The organism is Paenibacillus sp. JGP012, assembly GCF_014203995.1.
Taxonomy (GTDB): Bacteria; Bacillota; Bacilli; order Paenibacillales; family Paenibacillaceae; genus Paenibacillus; species Paenibacillus silvae.
Map to the genome: position 1 here is coordinate 115,550 of NZ_JACHKG010000005.1, position 18,857 is coordinate 134,406.

22 protein-coding genes are annotated in these 18,857 nt (G+C 47.1%); 1 reads left to right on the forward strand and 21 read right to left on the reverse strand.

Going from position 1 to position 18,857, the window contains the following annotated elements:
• The first annotated feature begins 13 nt into the window (after positions 1-13).
• Positions 14-424 (forward strand): hypothetical protein, encoded by a 411-nt coding sequence (locus HNR77_RS08735; protein WP_184182612.1) that lies wholly within the window; start codon positions 14-16, stop codon positions 422-424.
• Between the two features lie 118 nt (positions 425-542).
• Here HNR77_RS08735 and HNR77_RS08740 read toward each other — a convergent pair whose 3' ends face one another.
• The 21 genes from HNR77_RS08740 to modA all read right to left on the reverse strand — a co-directional run bounded on the left by HNR77_RS08740 (position 543) and on the right by modA (position 18,518).
• Positions 543-1,103, reverse strand: coding sequence for a GNAT family N-acetyltransferase (locus HNR77_RS08740; RefSeq protein ID WP_184182615.1), 561 nt, complete (start codon positions 1,101-1,103; stop codon positions 543-545).
• 389 nt (positions 1,104-1,492) lie between these two features.
• Positions 1,493-2,137 carry a putative bacteriocin export ABC transporter gene (locus HNR77_RS08745; protein ID WP_184182618.1) on the reverse strand — a complete coding sequence of 215 codons (645 nt, stop codon included), beginning with the start codon at positions 2,135-2,137 and terminating at the stop codon, positions 1,493-1,495.
• Positions 2,137-4,092, reverse strand: coding sequence for a hypothetical protein (locus tag HNR77_RS08750; protein ID WP_184182621.1), 1,956 nt, complete (start codon positions 4,090-4,092; stop codon positions 2,137-2,139). Before HNR77_RS08750 ends, HNR77_RS08745 begins: the two co-directional genes overlap by 1 nt.
• Positions 4,093-4,258: 166 nt before the next feature.
• Positions 4,259-4,585, reverse strand: a complete 327-nt coding sequence (locus HNR77_RS08755; protein WP_184182623.1) for a hypothetical protein — start codon at positions 4,583-4,585, stop codon at positions 4,259-4,261.
• A 341-nt stretch (positions 4,586-4,926) separates the two neighbouring features.
• Complete coding sequence (locus HNR77_RS08760; protein WP_260410426.1) at positions 4,927-5,832, reverse strand: glycosyltransferase; 906 nt, start codon at positions 5,830-5,832, stop codon at positions 4,927-4,929.
• Between the two features lie 14 nt (positions 5,833-5,846).
• Entirely contained in the window at positions 5,847-6,563 is a 717-nt protein-coding gene (locus tag HNR77_RS08765; RefSeq protein WP_184182626.1) for a glycosyltransferase, read from the reverse strand.
• On the reverse strand, positions 6,560-7,501 hold the full coding sequence (locus tag HNR77_RS08770) for an NAD-dependent epimerase/dehydratase family protein (RefSeq protein ID WP_184182629.1): 942 nt from the start codon (positions 7,499-7,501) through the stop codon (positions 6,560-6,562). The genes HNR77_RS08765 and HNR77_RS08770 overlap by 4 nt, the downstream gene beginning before the upstream one ends.
• Positions 7,483-8,310, reverse strand: a complete 828-nt coding sequence (locus tag HNR77_RS08775; protein WP_184182632.1) for a dTDP-4-dehydrorhamnose reductase family protein — start codon at positions 8,308-8,310, stop codon at positions 7,483-7,485. Before HNR77_RS08775 ends, HNR77_RS08770 begins: the two co-directional genes overlap by 19 nt.
• Entirely contained in the window at positions 8,307-9,293 is a 987-nt protein-coding gene (locus HNR77_RS08780) for a polysaccharide biosynthesis protein (protein ID WP_184182635.1), read from the reverse strand. Before HNR77_RS08780 ends, HNR77_RS08775 begins: the two co-directional genes overlap by 4 nt.
• Positions 9,286-10,377 carry a non-hydrolyzing UDP-N-acetylglucosamine 2-epimerase gene (gene wecB / locus HNR77_RS08785; RefSeq protein ID WP_184182638.1) on the reverse strand — a complete coding sequence of 364 codons (1,092 nt, stop codon included), beginning with the start codon at positions 10,375-10,377 and terminating at the stop codon, positions 9,286-9,288. The genes HNR77_RS08780 and wecB overlap by 8 nt, the downstream gene beginning before the upstream one ends.
• A 121-nt stretch (positions 10,378-10,498) precedes the next feature.
• Complete coding sequence (locus HNR77_RS08790) at positions 10,499-12,118, reverse strand: glycosyltransferase family 4 protein (protein ID WP_221443761.1); 1,620 nt, start codon at positions 12,116-12,118, stop codon at positions 10,499-10,501.
• 75 nt (positions 12,119-12,193) lie between these two features.
• A complete protein-coding gene (locus tag HNR77_RS08795; protein ID WP_260410427.1) occupies positions 12,194-13,333 on the reverse strand; it encodes a CgeB family protein in 1,140 nt (379 codons plus the stop codon).
• A 64-nt stretch (positions 13,334-13,397) separates the two neighbouring features.
• Positions 13,398-14,492 (reverse strand): CgeB family protein, encoded by a 1,095-nt coding sequence (locus tag HNR77_RS08800; RefSeq protein WP_184182644.1) that lies wholly within the window; start codon positions 14,490-14,492, stop codon positions 13,398-13,400.
• 239 nt (positions 14,493-14,731) lie between these two features.
• Complete coding sequence (locus tag HNR77_RS08805; RefSeq protein ID WP_184183183.1) at positions 14,732-15,070, reverse strand: hypothetical protein; 339 nt, start codon at positions 15,068-15,070, stop codon at positions 14,732-14,734.
• Position 15,071: 1 nt separating this feature from the next.
• The gene (locus HNR77_RS08810) at positions 15,072-15,371 is read right to left on the reverse strand and encodes a hypothetical protein (RefSeq protein ID WP_111269426.1); all 300 of its coding nucleotides are present in this window, start codon (positions 15,369-15,371) and stop codon (positions 15,072-15,074) included.
• Positions 15,368-15,706 carry an alpha-helical endospore appendage domain-containing protein gene (locus HNR77_RS08815; RefSeq protein ID WP_184182647.1) on the reverse strand — a complete coding sequence of 113 codons (339 nt, stop codon included), beginning with the start codon at positions 15,704-15,706 and terminating at the stop codon, positions 15,368-15,370. Before HNR77_RS08815 ends, HNR77_RS08810 begins: the two co-directional genes overlap by 4 nt.
• Before the next feature lie 23 nt (positions 15,707-15,729).
• Entirely contained in the window at positions 15,730-16,017 is a 288-nt protein-coding gene (locus HNR77_RS08820; protein ID WP_111269428.1) for a nucleoside-diphosphate sugar epimerase, read from the reverse strand.
• Positions 16,018-16,111: 94 nt separating this feature from the next.
• Complete coding sequence (locus HNR77_RS30245; protein WP_260410428.1) at positions 16,112-16,255, reverse strand: hypothetical protein; 144 nt, start codon at positions 16,253-16,255, stop codon at positions 16,112-16,114.
• 115 nt (positions 16,256-16,370) lie between these two features.
• The gene (locus HNR77_RS08830; RefSeq protein ID WP_184182650.1) at positions 16,371-16,703 is read right to left on the reverse strand and encodes a hypothetical protein; all 333 of its coding nucleotides are present in this window, start codon (positions 16,701-16,703) and stop codon (positions 16,371-16,373) included.
• Positions 16,704-16,947: 244 nt separating this feature from the next.
• Positions 16,948-17,634, reverse strand: coding sequence for a molybdate ABC transporter permease subunit (modB, locus tag HNR77_RS08835; protein WP_184182653.1), 687 nt, complete (start codon positions 17,632-17,634; stop codon positions 16,948-16,950).
• Positions 17,631-18,518, reverse strand: a complete 888-nt coding sequence (gene modA / locus HNR77_RS08840) for a molybdate ABC transporter substrate-binding protein (protein WP_184182656.1) — start codon at positions 18,516-18,518, stop codon at positions 17,631-17,633. The genes modB and modA overlap by 4 nt, the downstream gene beginning before the upstream one ends.
• Positions 18,519-18,857 lie beyond the last annotated feature (339 nt).

The window sequence follows — 18,857 nt, forward strand, 5'->3', positions numbered from 1 at the left end:
AGCAGAAGTTTACATGAAAGGATGGGACAGCTTGAGATCGAAACGACTTATTGCTCTGGCATTCTCCACATCAGTCGTAGTCACTGCATCAGCTTTTTACGTCACTGGGTTCGCATCAAATGATTCCCATCATAATAAAACCAATGCTTCTGAAGAAGCTCAATCGTTATATCCAGTGAATGAGGCTGGTGAAACTTATGGTAAACCTACAGATCCACTACATCCTCCAGATCTACTGTTAGCTCAAGGAACAGATGGCACAATTGGTTATGTACGCTCATCTGAGTTAATCGGTGAGGACCCTGCAACACCTGAAGAAGCTGTTAAACGCCAGTTAACACTTAACCCAGACGGCCGAGCAATCTCACTCTATGAACATGATGGAAAAACCGTCATAGGTGAATTCAAAGTGGGCGGTCCATAATACTTCATCCCGGGAAGGTACCCCATTCTGGCAAAACACACAGAAGAAGCCACAGATTGAATCTGCAGCTTCTTTTGTCATGTTTAATTTATTTCTTGCACCCCTTAAAGCGGTTCCCTCAATCCGAGGCCAGCCTCGAATACATATACAGATCATTAAAGGTGTCTCCTGATCCTGTTCCTGCTTCTGCGCCAGTTCCTTCCCTCTCATAAGCTCTCAGCAATCCTTCTCTCGTGAATCCAAGCTTCTCCAGCAGCCTGATCGAATTCACGTTGCGAGGGTCAACTTTAGCTTCGATCCGGTTCAGCGCGAGCGAAGTAAAACCACGATCTAACAGGGCAGAAACCGCCTCTGCCGCGTATCCCTTGCCCCAATAAGCTATGGCAAGATCGTATCCAATCTCCGCTCTGGCCTGTTCAAAATCAAGGTAATTGTAACCGCAGGAGCCCATAATTGTACCTGACTCCTTCTCCATGATAGAGAAGCGTATAGCTTGCCTCCCCTGTGCAAGATCAGCGAGCATCCGTATCATCTCTACCGCTTGTTGTTCAGCTGTAAAAGGAGAGATGTTCATAAACCTGGCAACCTCTGGATCAGACCATACTTGAAAAAGGCCTGTAGCGTCAGTTTCCTTCATTTGACGCAGATATAATCGGTTTGTGTGTAATTCAGTAATCAATACGTTAACCTCCAATAGTTCATGTTATCGTCGGGTCACTCCATATTGATATCTGCGCATAGTTCAGTCCCTTCTATGTACAAGCTACCTCCATTATACTGGAAATCCTCTATACCTGCTCTCTTTGTTTTCCACTACATACTCATGCTCGTCTTGTCTCTTCTTCACTCATCCTATCTCATCTCTTAAAAAAAGAAGAGCGTTCACCCTGTAGCATCTAAACACTGCTCGTAGGTATTCGCTCTTATTGTTCGTCGTTTAATCACAGATGATGCTGAGTTGTACTCATCCTGGTAGATACGATTTTGAAAGCAAATGGATGGTCTTATAAAGTTCAACGAATAACAGGAACCTTCGTGAATTTATGCAGGTTTCTTGTATCATTTCTCTCACAACTCTTCAAAACGAACTACCCTGGTAAAATAAGGTAAAATGTTTTTATTGTGTGTAACAACAATAATCGTTTTTCCTCTTTTATTTAGCTCTCTAAGATCTTCTAAAATATATTTTTCATTTTCTTCATCTAGGCTTGCAGTAGGCTCATCAGCAAGAATTAAATCACTGTCCTGTAACATAAGCCTTATGATAGCAACCCTTTGCTGTTCACCCCCGCTTAGTTGATAAACTCGTTTATTTTTTAGTGGTGTAAGAGAGAATTTGTCCAAGTACTGCTCAATCAATTCATTTTTTTCTTTCTTTTTCATCTTTTTATATTCCAGAGCTAATGAAAGATTCCAAGACACTGTCTCTTCATCTACTAAGCCGTAGTTTTGGAACAAATATCCGATTGCCTTTCTTCTAAGCAACATGGCCTCTTTCGAATGACTTTTAGGATTCTTATGGCCTAATATGTGAAGTTCTCCTTCATCTTTACTCGTAATTAGACCAATAATATTCAATAATGTTGTTTTTCCTTTTCCGCTTTCTCCTGTAATTGCAACCATTTCACCTGCATTTATTGATAAATTTATATTTTCAAGGACAGATACTCCTTCATATCCTTTACTAATATTAACAAGTTTGATCGCTTGCATTATGAGCCCCCTCGTGTTACATCTTGAATATTTCTTACAATTACAAATGTATATAAGATGAATAGAACAGCAATATCGATGATTAAAATCAAGATGTAGATCAGAATGTTAAACGGAATAAACAAACTCAGCAGTATAGCTGACAACAAAATCAACGTAATTAGCAAACGTGATTTCATAATTCTAATATCACTGTATCCCAGAACATACCTTATAGCTAAATTTTTCCTATTAGACATTATATCTATATAATTTGATATATAGATTACAAAGATCAATGTAATTATAAATAAAACAACAAATATCAGAGATTGCTGCATGAGAAATTCAGTTGAACGTATCTGAGTTTGAAATGGCGTTATAAGAGAACCCTCAATGATTAATTTAGACAAACCATTTTGATGTATTTGAGCAGAAAAATCTTTGCGGTTTTCCGCCTTTATGATTATATTTCCTTGGTTCAATTGATCAAAGTAATAAAGATTATCGAACTTTCCTTGATCCACTAATATAATTGGATCCTTAATTTCTTCTCCGGAAAGCTCACCCTTGTAACTTTTACCCAACAGTTCCGGTTTAAATCCATCACTTATATAGATTACGTTGATCGACTTGATGAGATCAACCTTACTGCTTTCAAGTCCATAGTTTACATTATAGTTAGATAATGAATTGTACCTTTGAACGTAAAACTCAATAATTTGTTTTTCATGCTGTTTTTGTTTTTCAGGTACCAAAATCGTAGGTTGATCAATATTGTCAAAATTTATGTTTCTTCCATGAGAGTCTTTAATAGTCGTAAAGTCCTTCAAAAATCGTTTGTTCAGTATCAAATAATTCTTTTTAAAATCTGAAAGGACATCCTCAATAGTAATCCCTTGCCGCTCTAATAAACTAGGAGAAAGTCGTGGTAATATGCTAGACACATCATGAACATATAACTGGGCCGAATTTGAATAATGTTGAACAATTTCTTTTACAGAATTACCATATTTCACAAGCAAGTCCTTATCACGCAATGCTTTCTCATATTCGTCTGAATTATATCCAATCGAGGTATAATAATCTCCTAATTTAGTGAATTTATCATAATTATTTAAAGCTTCTTTATACTCAACTAAATTCTGAGAAAAGATCGAAGCAGCTACTGTAATTGATAAAATCAATAATATTTTGACCGCATATAAACTCATATTTAATCTATTTGAATAAATTTTATTTTTAATCATTAGATTGATGTCAATATATTTGAGACTGAACTGAGTAATTAACAGCATTATCAAATTTAGTATTCCAATACCCAATAAAAAAATAAATAATACATAAAAATACCTAGGTATGAGATTGCCAAGATTTAAAAAGTATACAAAATGTATAATTAGAATTACGGGAATGATGAAGATTTGCATGAGTATGAGCTGCCTCAGTGCGGAGGTGACCATTCGAAAAGTTGAGAAACCAAGAACCTTTTTCACTGCATTGATCTTTATTCTTGTAAATGTATAAATGAACAAAATAAGCTGTGATAATACGAATAAAATCACAAAATTGATAGAGTTATATTGAAATATTTGATTGTAATCAATCATAGCATCATTAGTTTTCAAAGAGACTCCAGCATCTTTTGCAATCTTGCGTAATAAATCTTCACTTAAATTGGTGGAAAATGTCCCATCATGATCAATGAATTCTTCTTCGGTTAGATCATAGTAATTAAATACTTTATTGGACGATGTGGATTCTACCTTTTGCAAACTTGAAACATTACTGTGATAAATTTCAAATACCATTTTATTATCTTTAGACACCGGGGTTTTAATCAATTGTACATCACATTTTTTATCAGCCAAACATGAATTATCCATAACATTATATAGTTTTCTAAGAGTATCGCCGCTGTAATTCTCCACGCTATAAGAACGTAAAGATGAATCACCAAGACGGTTTAGTTCCAAAATAGGGTATATTGTCTGGTTAAATATAACGGATAATAAAAATATTTGCCCTAGCAGGAACACGAATAGCACCCTAACCATATTCTACCACCTTTAAGCAATCAATTATGAAAGTAAGAAGAATGACATCCTGAATTTTTAAGTATGATTTAAAAAATGAATCCCCTTATTTCCCACCATTGGAGAGTAATCTGTAATCGTAATACGATGATTCATTGCACCAGAAACTCCGATCAGCACTTATATAAGCGCTATCAGGGAGCCAGCCTGAAGTTGTTACACTTGAACATACTTTAACACTGGCTTTAACTTCGTAATATCTACCATCATCTGGCTTATGATCGTAAATACTAGAATATACATAAGTACCTGTTTGACCACCATCATACCACAAGTCTCCTCCTGCCACAGCACCAGCAAAAACCGTTACAGAAGTTAGAGCAAAGAATGCTACCGCAAAAAAAGCAGTTAAGCTATGTTTAATTTTCCCCAAAAAACTTACCTCCCATAAATGGATGTCATTCTTCTATAAGGAAAATATTAGAATATAAACCCATTTAAGTCAATGCAGAAATCCTAAAATTATACTATTATTTTAAAATATATCATCATCTACTGTCACATTTTGTAACCAAGCAAATCTATCATATAAGATATAACTGCAAATATTTCCATTGATAAAAATCAAATTACAATCAAGTTTCTCTAACACAAAAAAAACACCTTGCATGCTTGTGTTGAGCAACCACAAAACAAGTAAGGTATCAGTAAGAATCAATTTTTATTCTCTCCCCTACCTTCTGAGAATAATTCCTTTCACTATAAATAAAACCTCTATTTCCAGTAACCACCCACTTGCTGAAGATTGAGCAGGATCGGGCGGTGTTTCTCCTGAACACGCTTCATCTCCGCAACCAGTTCCTTGAAATGACGTTTCGTTCCCATCGACTCGTGCAGCCGATAACACATGAGTGGCTCATTGAAATAAAACAGCTCATACAGCGGAAACAACCTCAGCCACATCTCATAATCATGCGTGTATCGAAAATCGGTGTCGAACATCCCGAAGCGTTCAAATGCCTCCATCTTGACCATCACAGTGCATCCGTTGATCGGACAGCCTTCCATCAGCACCTGCAGCATCTCCAGACGACTTCCCACCTCGGGCTGTACCGTATCCAGCCATTCACCGCGCTCATTCACATAGTGGTACGCACCATGGCAGAACGAAGCCTGGACTTCAAGCATGAACTGTAGCTGCTTTTCCACCCGATTCAGCAGCATGACATCATCCGAGCTCAGCCAGACAAAATAGTCCCCTGTCGCCTGTTTAATACCTTCGTTGAGTGCTGTAGCTGTGCCACCGTTCTCTTTGCGAATGTAATGAATCTGATCCATAAATGGCTGCAGCCGCTCTACATGCTTGGTGGAACCGTCATCCACCACGATCACCTCAATATGGGGATACGTCTGGTGAAGAGCACTATGAACGGCCTGCTCGATATATGGGCAATTATAAAAAGGAATCACAATTGATACCTTCGGTTCCATCCGAGCCTCCCCTTCCTGCACATATCTCTGCTGTGCAAACTGAAACTGATGCATCTCCTCCAGTATATGAAGGTTCAGATCAACGGTAGCGGGCAACTGCGGTAAGGTGAACGTACATTTTAACCCTCCTGCTTCTCGCAAAAAGGCTGCGCCAAACAGGCCGTTAATCAGCACGCTGCGCGGCTTCATAACGGCCTCCCTCGCTACCCGCCAAGCGCAGCAATGCGCTGCAGCAGCGGTTCGCGATATCTGGACCAGACCATGGACGCTTCTCTGCCGATCGCGTCCGCATGACGGACCGACCCCATCCCTCCATGCCAGCGATACGCCGTGAGCGGCTCATTCAGATACGGGAAGCGATGACCGTTAAGGAGCATGCGCAGCCAGAGATCCAGATCATGTGTATAAGGCAGCAGCTCATTAAACAGTCCCACGCCGCCAAGCAAATCCTTACGAATCATGACCGTGCATCCGTTGACCGGATTACCGCCATTGAACCGGCGCAGACAATCCAGTTCGGACATCGGCTCAGGGCCGCCATGCATTTTGGTAACGGCCGAATGCTCATTGATATAGTGAAAATTCGTATGGGATACCAGTACATTTTCACGCTGCATGAATTCAAGCTGGTAACGGATTTTGTCAGGGTAGAAGAAGTCATCCGAGCTCAGCCAGGCCACATAATCACCCGAGGCATGCCGAATGCCGTGATTCAACGCTGAAGCCGTGCCCCCGTTGCTTTTGCCAAGTACGTTGATGTGAGGCAAATAAGGCTGAAGCAGCTCCTCATGCCTTGTGGAGCCATCGTTAACAACAATGATCTCCACCTCGGCATACGTCTGATTCAATGCACTTTGAATGGCTTGTGGCACATACGGACAATTGTAGAACGGAATGATAATGGACACACGTGGATTCATTCGATTATCCTCCCTTGGCGGGCACGCACATCGCTCAGAATGTCCCGAAGCGAATCCTCAAATGCAATTTTCGGCTGCCAACCCAGCCTGCGCAGCTCCGATAATTCCTCCTGCTTGCCCGCGCCGTCCGGACCGGAGGATGCACCATCCCAGCGCATCGGCACCTCTGCATCGGTCATAGACAACAGCAGTTCCGCAATCTCGCCAAGACTTCGCTCCACCCCGGACACTACCGGATATACCATCCCGCTGGTGCCATGCAGAAGTAAAACGGCATAAGCCCGAACGGCATCCCGCACATCCAGAAAATCACGGGTATTATGCCGCCCGGATAGACGAAATGCTTCCGTTTTCCCTGTCTGCTCACAGGCAACGACATGCCGGGCAAGCAGAGAACAGATGCCTGTGGATGGGCCCGCACCGATCAGATTGCCTGGCTCAGCCAGCATAATCTGCTGACCGAACAGGGACATCCAGGACAGGGAAACCATCTCCTCCAGCGCTTTGCTCAGGCTGTACGGATGCGGCGGAGCCGGCACACGTCCCGGCTCCGGTGTATACTTGAGCCTTGAGCCAACAATGACCGTGCGGGCAGCAGGACAGCTGCGGAGTGCATCCAGCAGATATAACACCGCCATCACGTTGGTTTCAAGCACTAATAGCGGTTCGGCCCAGGAATCCGGTACCGAGTTTTTGCCTGCAAGATGCAGCACATAGTCCGGCTGAACATGCTTGATCAGCTCTCTCACCTGATGTTTATCATTCAGATCACAGACGTGTATACCTACTTTTTGATCAAACGCATATACATCCGGCCTGCGCACAACAGCTGCAACGTCAGCCCCGGCACCTTGAAAATAATGTACCGCATGCCGACCGGTGAAACCGGAGGCACCCGTAATCAACACCTTTTTACCCGTCAGCTCTGCTCCATCCATAATGCCAGCTCCTTCAGCATTGTTGAATAATCCGGCAGGTCTGTCTTCACATCCTCACGGGTAGATACCAGTGTGCGATCCTGTACTACACTGTCGTCCGGCACAATTTTCACATCCTGTTTATTCCAGACCTGCTGGAACAGGACAAGCAGATCATGCTTGCTGACTGGCACAGGATGAGCAAGATGAATCAGGCCGCTGACTGGAGAGTCCAGATAATGATCTACCCATTTGGCTAACTCAAGTGTTGTGACACCATTCCAGAATACACGAGTGTACCCGCCGACCTGGCCTTTGCTTGACATGAACCACTGCATAAGACCAATGCCGCCCTGCCGGATTTCAGGTCCAATAATGGACGTTCGGATCGTTAAATGTCCTTCATCCATCACCTCACCCAACGCTTTGGTGATGGCGTAGGAGGACGTTCCATCGGTTACGTCATGCTCCCGGTATGCACCGCGATCTCCGCTAAACACACAGTCTGTACTGATATGAATCAGACGTGCACCGAGGGAATCCGCTATGCGCCGCAGACGATGCGGCAGAAAACCGTTGATATGATAAGCCGCAATTTTATCCTTGTCAGCGAAGCTGTTGAGCACACCGACCGCGTTAATGATTACGTCCGGGTGCACCGCTTCTACAAGCCTGTCGACCATAAAGCTGTCGTTCACATCCAGGATCAAGCCCTTCGGGTCTGTCACGTCCCGGGTGGTGTAGAAGACGCTGTGCACACCTTGACGGCGGAAATAGTCGACCAGAATATGGCCGGCCATTCCGTTTCCCCCAAGAATCAGCAGCTTCATGACAGAAACCCTCCGCGTTTCAAAATTTCACGAATTTCGTCTTTGGTCATGAGCTGATGCTCCGAGCTAAAGCTGCTGTATGGCACAGGCGGGCAGTTTGTGTAGTGCTCACGCAGCCCAGGAATCCCGAGTGTAGGCAGAATCACCAGATACTGCTCGTCATAGACAACGGTGGTCAAGCTTTCGAATTCACTCATCAGAATTTCGTGAATTTTCTCGCCCGGACGAATCCCGCGCTCCACAATGGCTACGTTCTCCACCCCGGAGTCCTCAATCAGCACTTCAGCCAGATCAACAATTTTGCATGTTGGCATCGTCATGACAAAGATTTCTCCGCCAACACTTTCCACCGAAGCCTTGAACAGCAGAGTAATGGCATCCTTGAGCGTAAGGAAAAAGCGAGTCATGCCCATATCCGTAATGGATACCTGGCCTTTTTGGCGAATCTGGTTTTTGAACAGATGCACAACACTGCCGTTTGTGCCAAGCACATTGCCGCCACGCACCGTAACAAACTTGGTTTCACTGTGCAGCAGATTGGCATAAACGATTAATTTCTCACCGATCGCCTTGGTCATGCCATAGAAATTCGAAGGATTCGCCGCTTTGTCGGTTGAAATATAGATTACCTTTTTGACCTTGTTCTCGATCGCTGCTTCAATGACATTCTGCGTGCCGATCACGTTTGTTTTGAGAGCCTCATAAGGCTGGTCTTCACATACCGGCACATGCTTGAGTGCAGCCAGATGAAACACATAGTCCACATGCTGACAGGCCGCAGTCAAAGCATCCTTGTCACGGATATCCCCAATGCGGAACAGCAGGCGAGGGTCCTCGAACTCACGGCTCATGGCTACCTGGCTGGACTCGTTGCGGGAGTAAACGATGATTTCCTTGGGCTGCTGGGGCAGCAGTTGAGCGACAAGCTCATACCCCCATGATCCCGTACCGCCAGTCACGAGTATACGCTTATTTTCAAACATGCATTTTCCCTCCAAGCAGAAATTTAACCACTTTACTGGATACATCTGTTGCCTTGTAACCCTGCGGACAATCCCAATCATTCGGCAGCTTGATCATCACGTTTACACAGTCCGCAATTCGTGCCGCATCCAGACCGGATACCACGTTGCTGCCGCAATCCACCGTTTCGGGACGCTCGGTCGTTCGGCGCATCGTCACCGTAGGCACACCCATGATGCAGCATTCCTCCTGCACCGTTCCGCTGTCGGTAAGTGCACAGCACGCATGGCGTTCAAGCATCACAAAATCGAAAAATCCAAACGGCTCGTGGAATTCCACGAGCGGATGCATCTCCAGCTGCAGATGCTCCGAGATTCGAATTGCCGTTCGTGGATGAATGCTGCAAATAACACGCAGTCCATGCTCCTCCGCTACCTGATTGAGCCCTTTCATAATCTCCAGCAGATGAGGGGGGTGATCCACATTTTCAGCGCGATGGGCCGTGACCAGAAAATATTGACCAGACTTCAGCTTGAGCTTTTTCAAAATCTTGCTGGCATTGACCTGACCGCTGTAGTGCTGCATCACCTCATAGATTGGATTGCCCGTCAGCACAATCCGGCGGCTGGGCACACCTTCACTGACGAGATGTTTCTTGCTCTGCTCGGTGTACGGCATATTTATAGTCGAGATCGCATCAATAACGCGGCGATTTTTCTCCTCCGGCACATCCAGATCGAAGCAGCGATTGCCTGCCTCCATGTGAATAACAGGAATTCCCATACGCTCGGCGAGTACAGCACAGAGGGCACTGTTCGTGTCTCCGAGCAGGAGCAGCTTGTCGGGCTTCTCCTGCAGGATCAGGTCCTCCATCTGCGTAAACATGGAGGACAGCTGCCGCCCCAAAGAGGCGGCTTCATCCTGCAGCACATAATCCGGGGCACGCAGACCCATCTCTTTGAAAAAAAGACCGCTGAGACTTTCAGTGAAGTTCTGTCCCGTGTGGACCAGAATATGTTTGGACGCGTACTGGTCCAGCTTGGAGATGATCAGGCTGAGCCGAATAATTTCAGGTCTCGTACCCAACACGGTCATAATCTTCATCGTCATCCCTGCCTTCTATCGTGTTTTTGGGAACCCATTCTTCTATCGTGTTTTTGAAACCCTTTCTTCTATCGTGCTTTTGAAGCCCTTATTTTCGAACGTGTATTGGAAACCCCGGCCTTTATCTGGCACCGGAGCCTTTGCGTATTTTGCGGCTGCGTGTCTTTCTCCCGGAGGAACGTCTGCGTGTGGACCTTTTCTGAGCAGTGATACTTCGCCCTGCTGTTTTACGAGCCCTGCCGCTTTTCTTCCGGGTTCGAACACTCCGTTTCAGCTTTTTAAGCCCGCGCCGGACGACTAAAATGCCTTTCTTGCGGCGGTGCTTTCTGGCATGGCCTTCGAGCTGAATCCGCTCCTCTGCCTTGTTAGTTTGTACGGCTCCTCCATCATGAAGTGCTATCGCTACTGGAGGCAGCGAGGAACGAGGCAGAAACTGCACTATGCTCTCTGGAAACAGCCGTGCCTTGACAAGCGACGGGTCGGGTGTCAGCACCGTGCGCAGACCGCCCTCTCCCCATGTCAAGACAGGGCCATTCGGAGGCTGGATATATTTGAACCATCCGGGAAAGCGCAATAACCACTGTGTGACCATCGTATGCAGCTTCACTCGGTAGGTTTCAATACCATACAGCTTTTCCGCTTCTGTCCGGTTGCGCCATCCGGTCTCCGAAGCCAGCTCCGAATCATTCAGCAGTGTCATTGCGAGCGTAACGAGCGCTTCACTATCCCCGGGCGGTGCCAGAAACGCGCTGCTGCCCACGGATTCCATCAATTCCTTGAGACCGCCCTGGGCGAAAGCAATGACGGGTTTGGCAAAATAAAGCCCCTCCAGTGCTGTCATGCCAAAGCCTTCCTTCACCATGCTCGGGATTACCACGATATCCATCGCGGTGTAGGCCAGAGACACATTTTCCTCAAATGTGGTGAAAATAAAGCGTTTTGCATACCCGGAACGTTTTACCCTGGACACACACTCGTCATAATACTTTTTGTCCGAAGGTGCGCCGATCACCCAGAAGCGACAACGCGGCTGTGTCTCACACAATCGCAGTGCCATATCTACAAAGGGCTTCAAACCCTTGGCATCATATATAAAGGAAGAAATATAACCGATGCAGGTATGCGTGTCTTTAAGGCCAAGCTGCTTGCGTTTGCGCTCACGCAGATGCAGCCAGCGGTCCGGGGCAGGCAGAGACGGTTCCCATGTCGGGGAAATAATCGTAACCCTGTCACTCATCCCCGCCTGTTTGAAGGGTGCCGCTGCCGTCTCTGAAATGCCAACAATCCAGTCTGCGTACCGGCCGATCATCTGAATCGCCTCGGTTGTATGTTCCGTCGTCTGAATAATCTCGGTAATTTTCCAGATAACCGGAATGCCTAACGATTTTGCCGCCACGGCAGGCATCACATTCACGCAGGTATTCGTCAAAATCATATCCGGCTCGTAACGCTGGAACAGTGAAATTACATCTTGAAATGCTGGCGTATGCCGCAAATTTTCCGCATCCTGTGCAATGCCCTGATAAGGAGTGTACACACCGTGAAGCATCGGCAGATTACATATGTGGACATGTACACCGTACCTTCGTGCAAGCCCGGTAAGCTTCCCTTCCTGCGGTGCAACGAGCACACATTCAAAGATCGAATCAATCTCTTTCATAAAATGAAGCAGCAGCTTCTCCGCACCGGTAATACTGCGAGTGTTGCATACATGAGAAAACAACATCAGCTTTGGTTTCATTGCCATGGCCGCACACGGACCCTGTATACAGACAAACCGATACAGGGCACTGTGCACACCTCCTCCTGGCCGAGATTAAGGGAATATAATGCTCAACATTTCGTTTATACGTCTGCCATACGTGTGATCTTTGAGCGTGCGTTCCAGTCCCCGCAGGGCGATTTCACGCCGCTCCTTCTCATGTGTAAGGTAATACTCCACCTTATCCAGCATCTCCTGTGGTGAAGAATACGTCTCGATCTCCACGCCCGGTCTGTAGAAACGAGCCAGATCATCCCGCGCATCGGTCAGCTGTAATGTCGTGCTCGCGGCAATCTCAAATGTTCTCGGGTTCGGCGAAGCTGGCAAAATTTTGACCTGGTTGTTGTTGACTGAATCATCCTCATGGGAACGATGCAGGTTGATCACAACTTTGGTGCCGTTGTATACATCATTCGTTTCTTGCGGACTCATCCAGCGGCCCAGCTCAATCTTCTCTCCATAGGCCGTATAGTCTGGCAGACGGTCCCACCAGATGCCGTTGAATACCGTGTTGTGTGACATCAGCTGCGGCATGATCGGATTGAAGAAATACACACGGTTCCAGTAAGCCGAGCCGATAAAGCTGACATCCCGTTTCAGCGGGGAAGGCGTAGTAATCGGGAAGTAATGGTTGGTAAAAGCGGCAAACGGCATATAATGCACAGACGCACAGCCATGCTGGCGATACAGTTCCACACAGTTCAGTTCCAGTGTGAACACATGGTCATAATGCTTCACAATTTCCAGCGTCATATCGGTATAATACGGGTCATCCGTCAGCCAGATTGCCGTCTGAATTCCGGCTTGACGTATCGCATCAATATGCTCGATCGGGATATCCATGCCATCCAGCACAAGCACCAGATCAGGACGTGTTTCCAGCGCAACCTGAGATACCGGCTGACGTGGATCAGATAATGTCACCTGAGCCACCATGCCCTGCAGCGTAGCCAAGATTGCTTCATCAATGGGGGAGTAAGGGAATCCTTTCCCCGAAGAAACGTACAGCACGTGAAGCTGCCGGAAGGGCAGCGGCTCCTGTGCACAATTCACAATATAGTTAGCACGGCCACGCAGGTATCCTTCTTCTTTGCCTGCGTCATATCCGGCCTGTTGCCCGTTTTTGCGTGCCTGATCAGCCAGGCTGAGTACAGGTGCATGAAGCCTTCTCGTTTTACGGTGTTTGAGAGACATACCGCCACTCCTTTTTATTTGGGATTAAGTGTTTCCGGTTGCCCTCCTTCGAGCAGAAGGAAAGCTACAAATGTCCTAACAACTCGGCAATTCGGCGGTTAAACGTATGACGATTCAGCGTTGTGAGCAAGCCACGCCAAGCCATAGCCTGTCGTTCCTCCTCATGATGCAGATAATGCTGGATTTTGCGCTGCAGCTCTGCCGCTGTCGTGAAGGTTTCAATGTCATACCCGGGACGGTAATAGCGGGGCAGATCTCCGCGAGTATCCGTAATCTGCATCGTGCCGCAAGCGCTGATCTCATAAGTCCTTGGATTGATCGAGTTCCCCTCCAGCTGGTGCGTGTTACGATTGTCCTCCCCGTTCTCACAGGTTCTGTGTACATTAATAACAATCTTCGCTCCGTTGTAATAATCCACCGTTGCCGCCGGATCAATCCATCCTTCGTGGATGAATTGCCCCAGCACATCCAGCCGGGCCAAACGGCTCCACTGACTTCCGGCAATAAACACCTTTTTATCTGCCAGATAAGGAGCGAGCTGATTGAACAGGTCAATCCGGTTCCAGAAACCCGTGCCGATAAAACAGATATCGTACTGATGCTGCGGCTCTGTACGACGCGGATGAAACATGCCCGGATTTACAGCCAGCGGCATATAAATGACACATTGTGCTCCTTTGTCTCTGTAGAAAGAAACGGCTGCCTCCTCATGTGTAAATACAATGTCATAATGCTGACAGATGGATGCGGTGTCCTCCGTAAAGTAAGGGTCATCGACAAACCATATCGCCGTTCGTATCCCCTGCTCACGGATTCCTCTTACCTGTTCCAGGTGATTCTCGGGAAATACATGCAGACCGTTCATTACCAGAACAACATCCGGCCGATGCTGAACAGCTTCCTGCAGCATCGCTGCTGGCGATCCAACAACGCATTCCCGAACGGACTGCTGCAGTGCCGAGATGACACCCTCATCAATAGCATCGAAACCCTGAGGGATATACAGCACCTTCATGTCCCGCGGGGCTGGCACATATGGCTGTACCCGCTCCATGATGGCCTGACAGCCGCCAAACCTGCGGCCTTCTGCATATCCGCCGCGGTAGGCCGCCTCCGCTTCCGTCAGCGGGCGGTGTCTTCGTTTTGCCACATTCTTCACCCTGTCTTCCTTCAAGGAGATCCCTTTTCGGACTCTCCACGAGATTGGTCTTCCCTCTAAAGGATATGCCCCGGGGTCAGATGCATCATGGACGGGTGTCCTGCAAGGCGCAAAATTGGCGTCTGCCCTCCATGTCCGCCTGCACGGGCATGTCCGCTGCAGCGGTTATGTAAATAACCCGGAGGAATTGTCCCCCCGGGTTGTTGCCATACCTGTAAGTTAGTCCTTCGATGCCTTCATTACTGTGCCTTGTAAGCCAATTGGTGTCCGTCCTCGAAACCCTTGGCGAAACCCGCGTTGAAGCCTTCGTTGTATGCTTCGTTGTATCCTTGACTGTATGCGTTGTCGGGGTTTGGATCGGTAGGGGTGGCCGGGACGACAGGTTGAACGGCCTTCACATTGCGATGCCGCCGCACTGTGCGTTTCTTTTTTTTCAGCCACGCACTGCGTCCTTTGCCTGTACGTTTATGAACGACACGTTTTGATTTCAGCGCACGCAGCTTGCGGATTTTGCGCAGGCGGGCGCCACGAGCGACCAAAGCACGTTTTGTTTTCAGCCTGGACTTCTTTTTTAACATATCAGCATTCCTCCTGTAGGTCCCCGGCGGCACGGATGACACACGCGGGGTCTTTGAGCCAAGGCAGCCCCGGCTCACCATAACGAATTCGGGAGAGCCTGACGCCTGTGACCATACGAGACATCTCTTCCTGATAGCGACTAAGCAGACGTATATTCTCGGCAAGACTGCGAGCAGATACCTCCGAATGAGACGATACACTGGCTACACTGTCCAGAATACGGGCCAGGGCCTGCTGACTGTGGGCAATGGATTCAATGAGCGCCAGTTTGACCTCCTGCTCACGCTGCAAGAGACTCATTTTCCCAGATCCCCGAGATCCATGCCGCCAAACATGCCCCCGTCCATACCGCTATCTTCGCTGTCATTCTGGACCATAACCGCTTTAAGATTGTTGCATAACCCCGTTTCCATGCGGGTTAAGCCTTCCAGCAGCTCCACCAGCTGCTCATGCATTTTCAGCGGTTCTCCAACCTGATCACTATGGGTCAAAAAGCTGTCCCCATTCAGATGATTCAGCGTCCAGTTCCGCACCTTCTCCGCCTCAATCGCCTTCGCCTCCAGAATCAGCGCAATGTTCCACTGCATTTTGGCTGCTGCATCCAGCATCAGAATAAGGCTTTGTTCTCTGCTCATGTTTCATCACCCGCCTTCCGGGCTTATTCTTCCTCCTGCACTGCAATCTCCCGCATGACCTGGGTCAGCGTCTCGGCCACAGCTTCTTCCAGGTCAGCCAGCCCCCCCAGGTAGGAGATAATACTTTTGTTTATCTGTCCCGAGCTGTCCAGCAGCCCCTCAACCCCATCCAGCTCCGGCTCGTTATCGGGCAAATGATGGATAATCTCCGACATGCGTACAGCGACCTGACGTTTGGCATCCAATACCCGTGCGATCTGCTGATGGGAATGGGCGATATGTGTAATAATTTCATCAATTTTACTCTGCATGGTGCTCCTCCTTTCGGGTCAAGGCCTGCTTCACCACAGAAAAAAACCGGCCTATCAGCATTTGCCTGTTACAGCATATGCCGGGCCGGGATCGTCAGTTACTACAGCTTGCGCCTATATCGTGAAATGAAATAACTTCGACCTGATGTCTAATGATATGACTTCGATCTACAACAAGCACCTCACCGACAAGCTCTGGATCAAGCGCCGATGTCTGTTCATCCAACAGGATGACCACGGTCTATTCTGCAAGCAAAAAAGCCACCCCCTCAACATAAGGAGCATGGCTCTGTTTCGTGTATTATCCAGTTTCTGTCCATTCGTCATCTATTCGTGAATCATAGGAGCAGTGTCTATCTTCGGCTGGCCCATTTGATTTTACGTGCCACTTCCACCCGTTGCAATTGCAACACGCCGACTCGCTCTTCAAACTTTTTACGTTCATCCACCGAATGCGCGGCATGAATCTGATGACATAGACCTGTCAATTTGCTATTGATGTAATCGAATCTCATCCACAATTCTTCTTCGGGCGTATGCTGCTGCTCCGGTGCAATTTGAAATATTTTGAGCTGCTGGATAAGGGACTGGCGCCATTCCTGATCTTGAATTTGGATGGCAAAATGCAAAAGATCCAGATAATCATCGATTTGCAACGATATGTCGCAATCAGGTTTAGTGTTCATCGTCGTCTCTCCTTATTTCAATGCTTGGCTGGAATCAGTTACCTCCTATTTTACAGGAACAAGCCCCCTGAAAGCGAGTACTGAACAGCAGAAATTTGGAAAAAAATTTGTTTTTTTTCCGCGAAAAGGGCTTTACTTTTCCAATATGATCAATTTCATTGCACCTGAGGACATATGTCTTGCAATTCATAAGAAAAACCCGCCATTTGAGAGCAGTTCTCCAAGCGGGTTTGTGGCAAATCTATTATGATTTTTGATAATCACGCTGCTGTCTCGTCATCAGTAACATCAGAAATGAAATGATAATAATGGAAATGGTCCAGGCCCAGGCCATCGTCTGATTTCCTGAATCGACGGCCACATATATAGCCGTGGGCACGGTCTGTGTTTTGCCTGGAATGTTGCCCGCGATCATCAAGGTTGCACCGAATTCGCCCAGAGCGCGAGCAAAGCCCAGAATAAATGCGGTCATCAGTGCTCTGCCTGCAAGCGGCAGCGTAATGTATCGGAATACCTGCCACTCATTCGCTCCGATAGAGCGTCCTGCATCTTCCAGGTCTCGATCAACCCCGTTAAAGCCTGATTTCATCGTCTGGTACACTAGAGGAAAAGCCACCACAATTGAAGCAATTACAGCAGCCCACCACGAGAAAATGACAGGAGCCGAGAAGATCACTTCGATCCAGTGTCCGAGCAGACTTCTACGGCCCAGCAACACCAAAAGCAGGAAGCCAACTACTGTTGGTGGCAGAACAAGTGGAAGCATAAGCAGGGTCTCCAGAAACACTCTGCCTCGAAAGGAAGCACGAGACATTTTCCAGGCAACGGCCACGCCAATCAATAAAGCGGCAATGCTGGATAACAGTGCCACCTGAAGGGACAAGCGCACCGGTGACCAGAACATGGACCAGTCGATTGCACTTATATTCATTGCGGGATCGTGAAGCCGTATTTAGCGAAAATGTCCAGCACTTCCGGTGTTTGCAGATAGGCATAGAATTGTTCGGCCTCTGTACGGTGCTTCGTGTCCTCAATAATGCCAAGCGGATAGTTTGCGGGTGTATAACTGTTTTTGTCCACTTCAAATGCGATTTTCACCTGCTTGGAGGTCAGTGCATCGGTTTTGTACACAAAGCCTGCATCCGCATTGCCTGTTTCGACATACTGCAGCACCTGTCTGACGTCTTTCCCTTGCACAAGCTTTTTCTCAAGCTGATCCCACAGCTTCGCGTTGGTCAGAGCTTCTTTTGCATACGTTCCAGCGGGCACGCTCTCGGGAATGCCAATGGCTACCGTTTTGATGGCTTCATTAGCCAGGTCCTTCTCACTGGTGACTGTACTTGTCCCATCTGCGGGCACGATGGCTACCAGTGAGTTTTGCAGCAGATTTTTCTGGTCTGTGGATGCGATCAGATGTTCATCGACCAGTGCCTTCATATTTTTAGCTGAAGCCGATACAAAAATATCTGCCGGTGCTCCTTGCTCAATCTGCTGCTGCAGTGCACCCGAAGACCCGAAGTTAAAATTCAGGCTGATGTTGGGATGTGCCTGCTCATAGCTGGTTTTGATCTCTGTCATGGCATCGGTCAGGCTTGCTGCCGCCGATATCGTTAGCTCGACTTTTTCCTGGGATTCTGACGTAGCTGGTGATGTATCCTCACCAGATGCTGCTGATGTAGAGGCTGTAGTCTGGTTAGTCGTAGATGATGCATCCTGCTTCTCTGCAGCCGAACTGCCGTTTGCTCCGCAGCCTGCCAGCACAAGTGCGAGACTTAGTGATATAACTCCAAGTAAGGTTCCAGCTCTCTTGTTCATTCATTCTCCCCCAAAGTTATGTTTAGTTATAACTAGATATATTTAATTATAACTAATTATACACAGAACGTTTGAAATGGGAAGGTGAGGGGCTTCACATTTTTACCGAAGATAGATGAGAACGATGCAGTTACATCATGCGCAGGTTTATGATTACCTTCAGATACAGGTTTATGAAGACCTTTGAATAGTGGTATAGTACAAGAAACGTCTGCATCTAGCAGCATCAGTATCGGATCGATAACAACCCGTTCAGGAATGATTTCGGGTGCAACTTCTATTATCCCGCTCGCAATAAACACATTGGTAGAAAAGCCGCAGTTATACGGCCTTATAATA

Coding starts and splice junctions, on each gene's coding strand:
- HNR77_RS08815 (WP_184182647.1), bottom strand. CDS start 15,706: ATGAGCAGAGAACAAAGCCTTATTCTGATGCTGGATGCAGCAGCCAAA.
- HNR77_RS08830 (WP_184182650.1), bottom strand. CDS start 16,703: ATGAACACTAAACCTGATTGCGACATATCGTTGCAAATCGATGATTAT.
- HNR77_RS08780 (WP_184182635.1), bottom strand. CDS start 9,293: ATGTTTGAAAATAAGCGTATACTCGTGACTGGCGGTACGGGATCATGG.
- HNR77_RS08735 (WP_184182612.1), top strand. CDS start 14: ATGAAAGGATGGGACAGCTTGAGATCGAAACGACTTATTGCTCTGGCA.
- HNR77_RS08760 (WP_260410426.1), bottom strand. CDS start 5,832: ATGAAGCCGCGCAGCGTGCTGATTAACGGCCTGTTTGGCGCAGCCTTT.
- wecB (WP_184182638.1), bottom strand. CDS start 10,377: ATGAAGATTATGACCGTGTTGGGTACGAGACCTGAAATTATTCGGCTC.
- HNR77_RS08775 (WP_184182632.1), bottom strand. CDS start 8,310: ATGAAGCTGCTGATTCTTGGGGGAAACGGAATGGCCGGCCATATTCTG.
- modB (WP_184182653.1), bottom strand. CDS start 17,634: ATGAATATAAGTGCAATCGACTGGTCCATGTTCTGGTCACCGGTGCGC.
- HNR77_RS08795 (WP_260410427.1), bottom strand. CDS start 13,333: ATGTCTCTCAAACACCGTAAAACGAGAAGGCTTCATGCACCTGTACTC.
- HNR77_RS08770 (WP_184182629.1), bottom strand. CDS start 7,501: ATGGATGGAGCAGAGCTGACGGGTAAAAAGGTGTTGATTACGGGTGCC.
- HNR77_RS08805 (WP_184183183.1), bottom strand. CDS start 15,070: ATGTTAAAAAAGAAGTCCAGGCTGAAAACAAAACGTGCTTTGGTCGCT.
- HNR77_RS08810 (WP_111269426.1), bottom strand. CDS start 15,371: ATGAGTCTCTTGCAGCGTGAGCAGGAGGTCAAACTGGCGCTCATTGAA.
- HNR77_RS08745 (WP_184182618.1), bottom strand. CDS start 2,137: ATGCAAGCGATCAAACTTGTTAATATTAGTAAAGGATATGAAGGAGTA.
- HNR77_RS08765 (WP_184182626.1), bottom strand. CDS start 6,563: ATGAATCCACGTGTGTCCATTATCATTCCGTTCTACAATTGTCCGTAT.
- modA (WP_184182656.1), bottom strand. CDS start 18,518: ATGAACAAGAGAGCTGGAACCTTACTTGGAGTTATATCACTAAGTCTC.
- HNR77_RS08820 (WP_111269428.1), bottom strand. CDS start 16,017: ATGCAGAGTAAAATTGATGAAATTATTACACATATCGCCCATTCCCAT.
- HNR77_RS08790 (WP_221443761.1), bottom strand. CDS start 12,118: ATGAAACCAAAGCTGATGTTGTTTTCTCATGTATGCAACACTCGCAGT.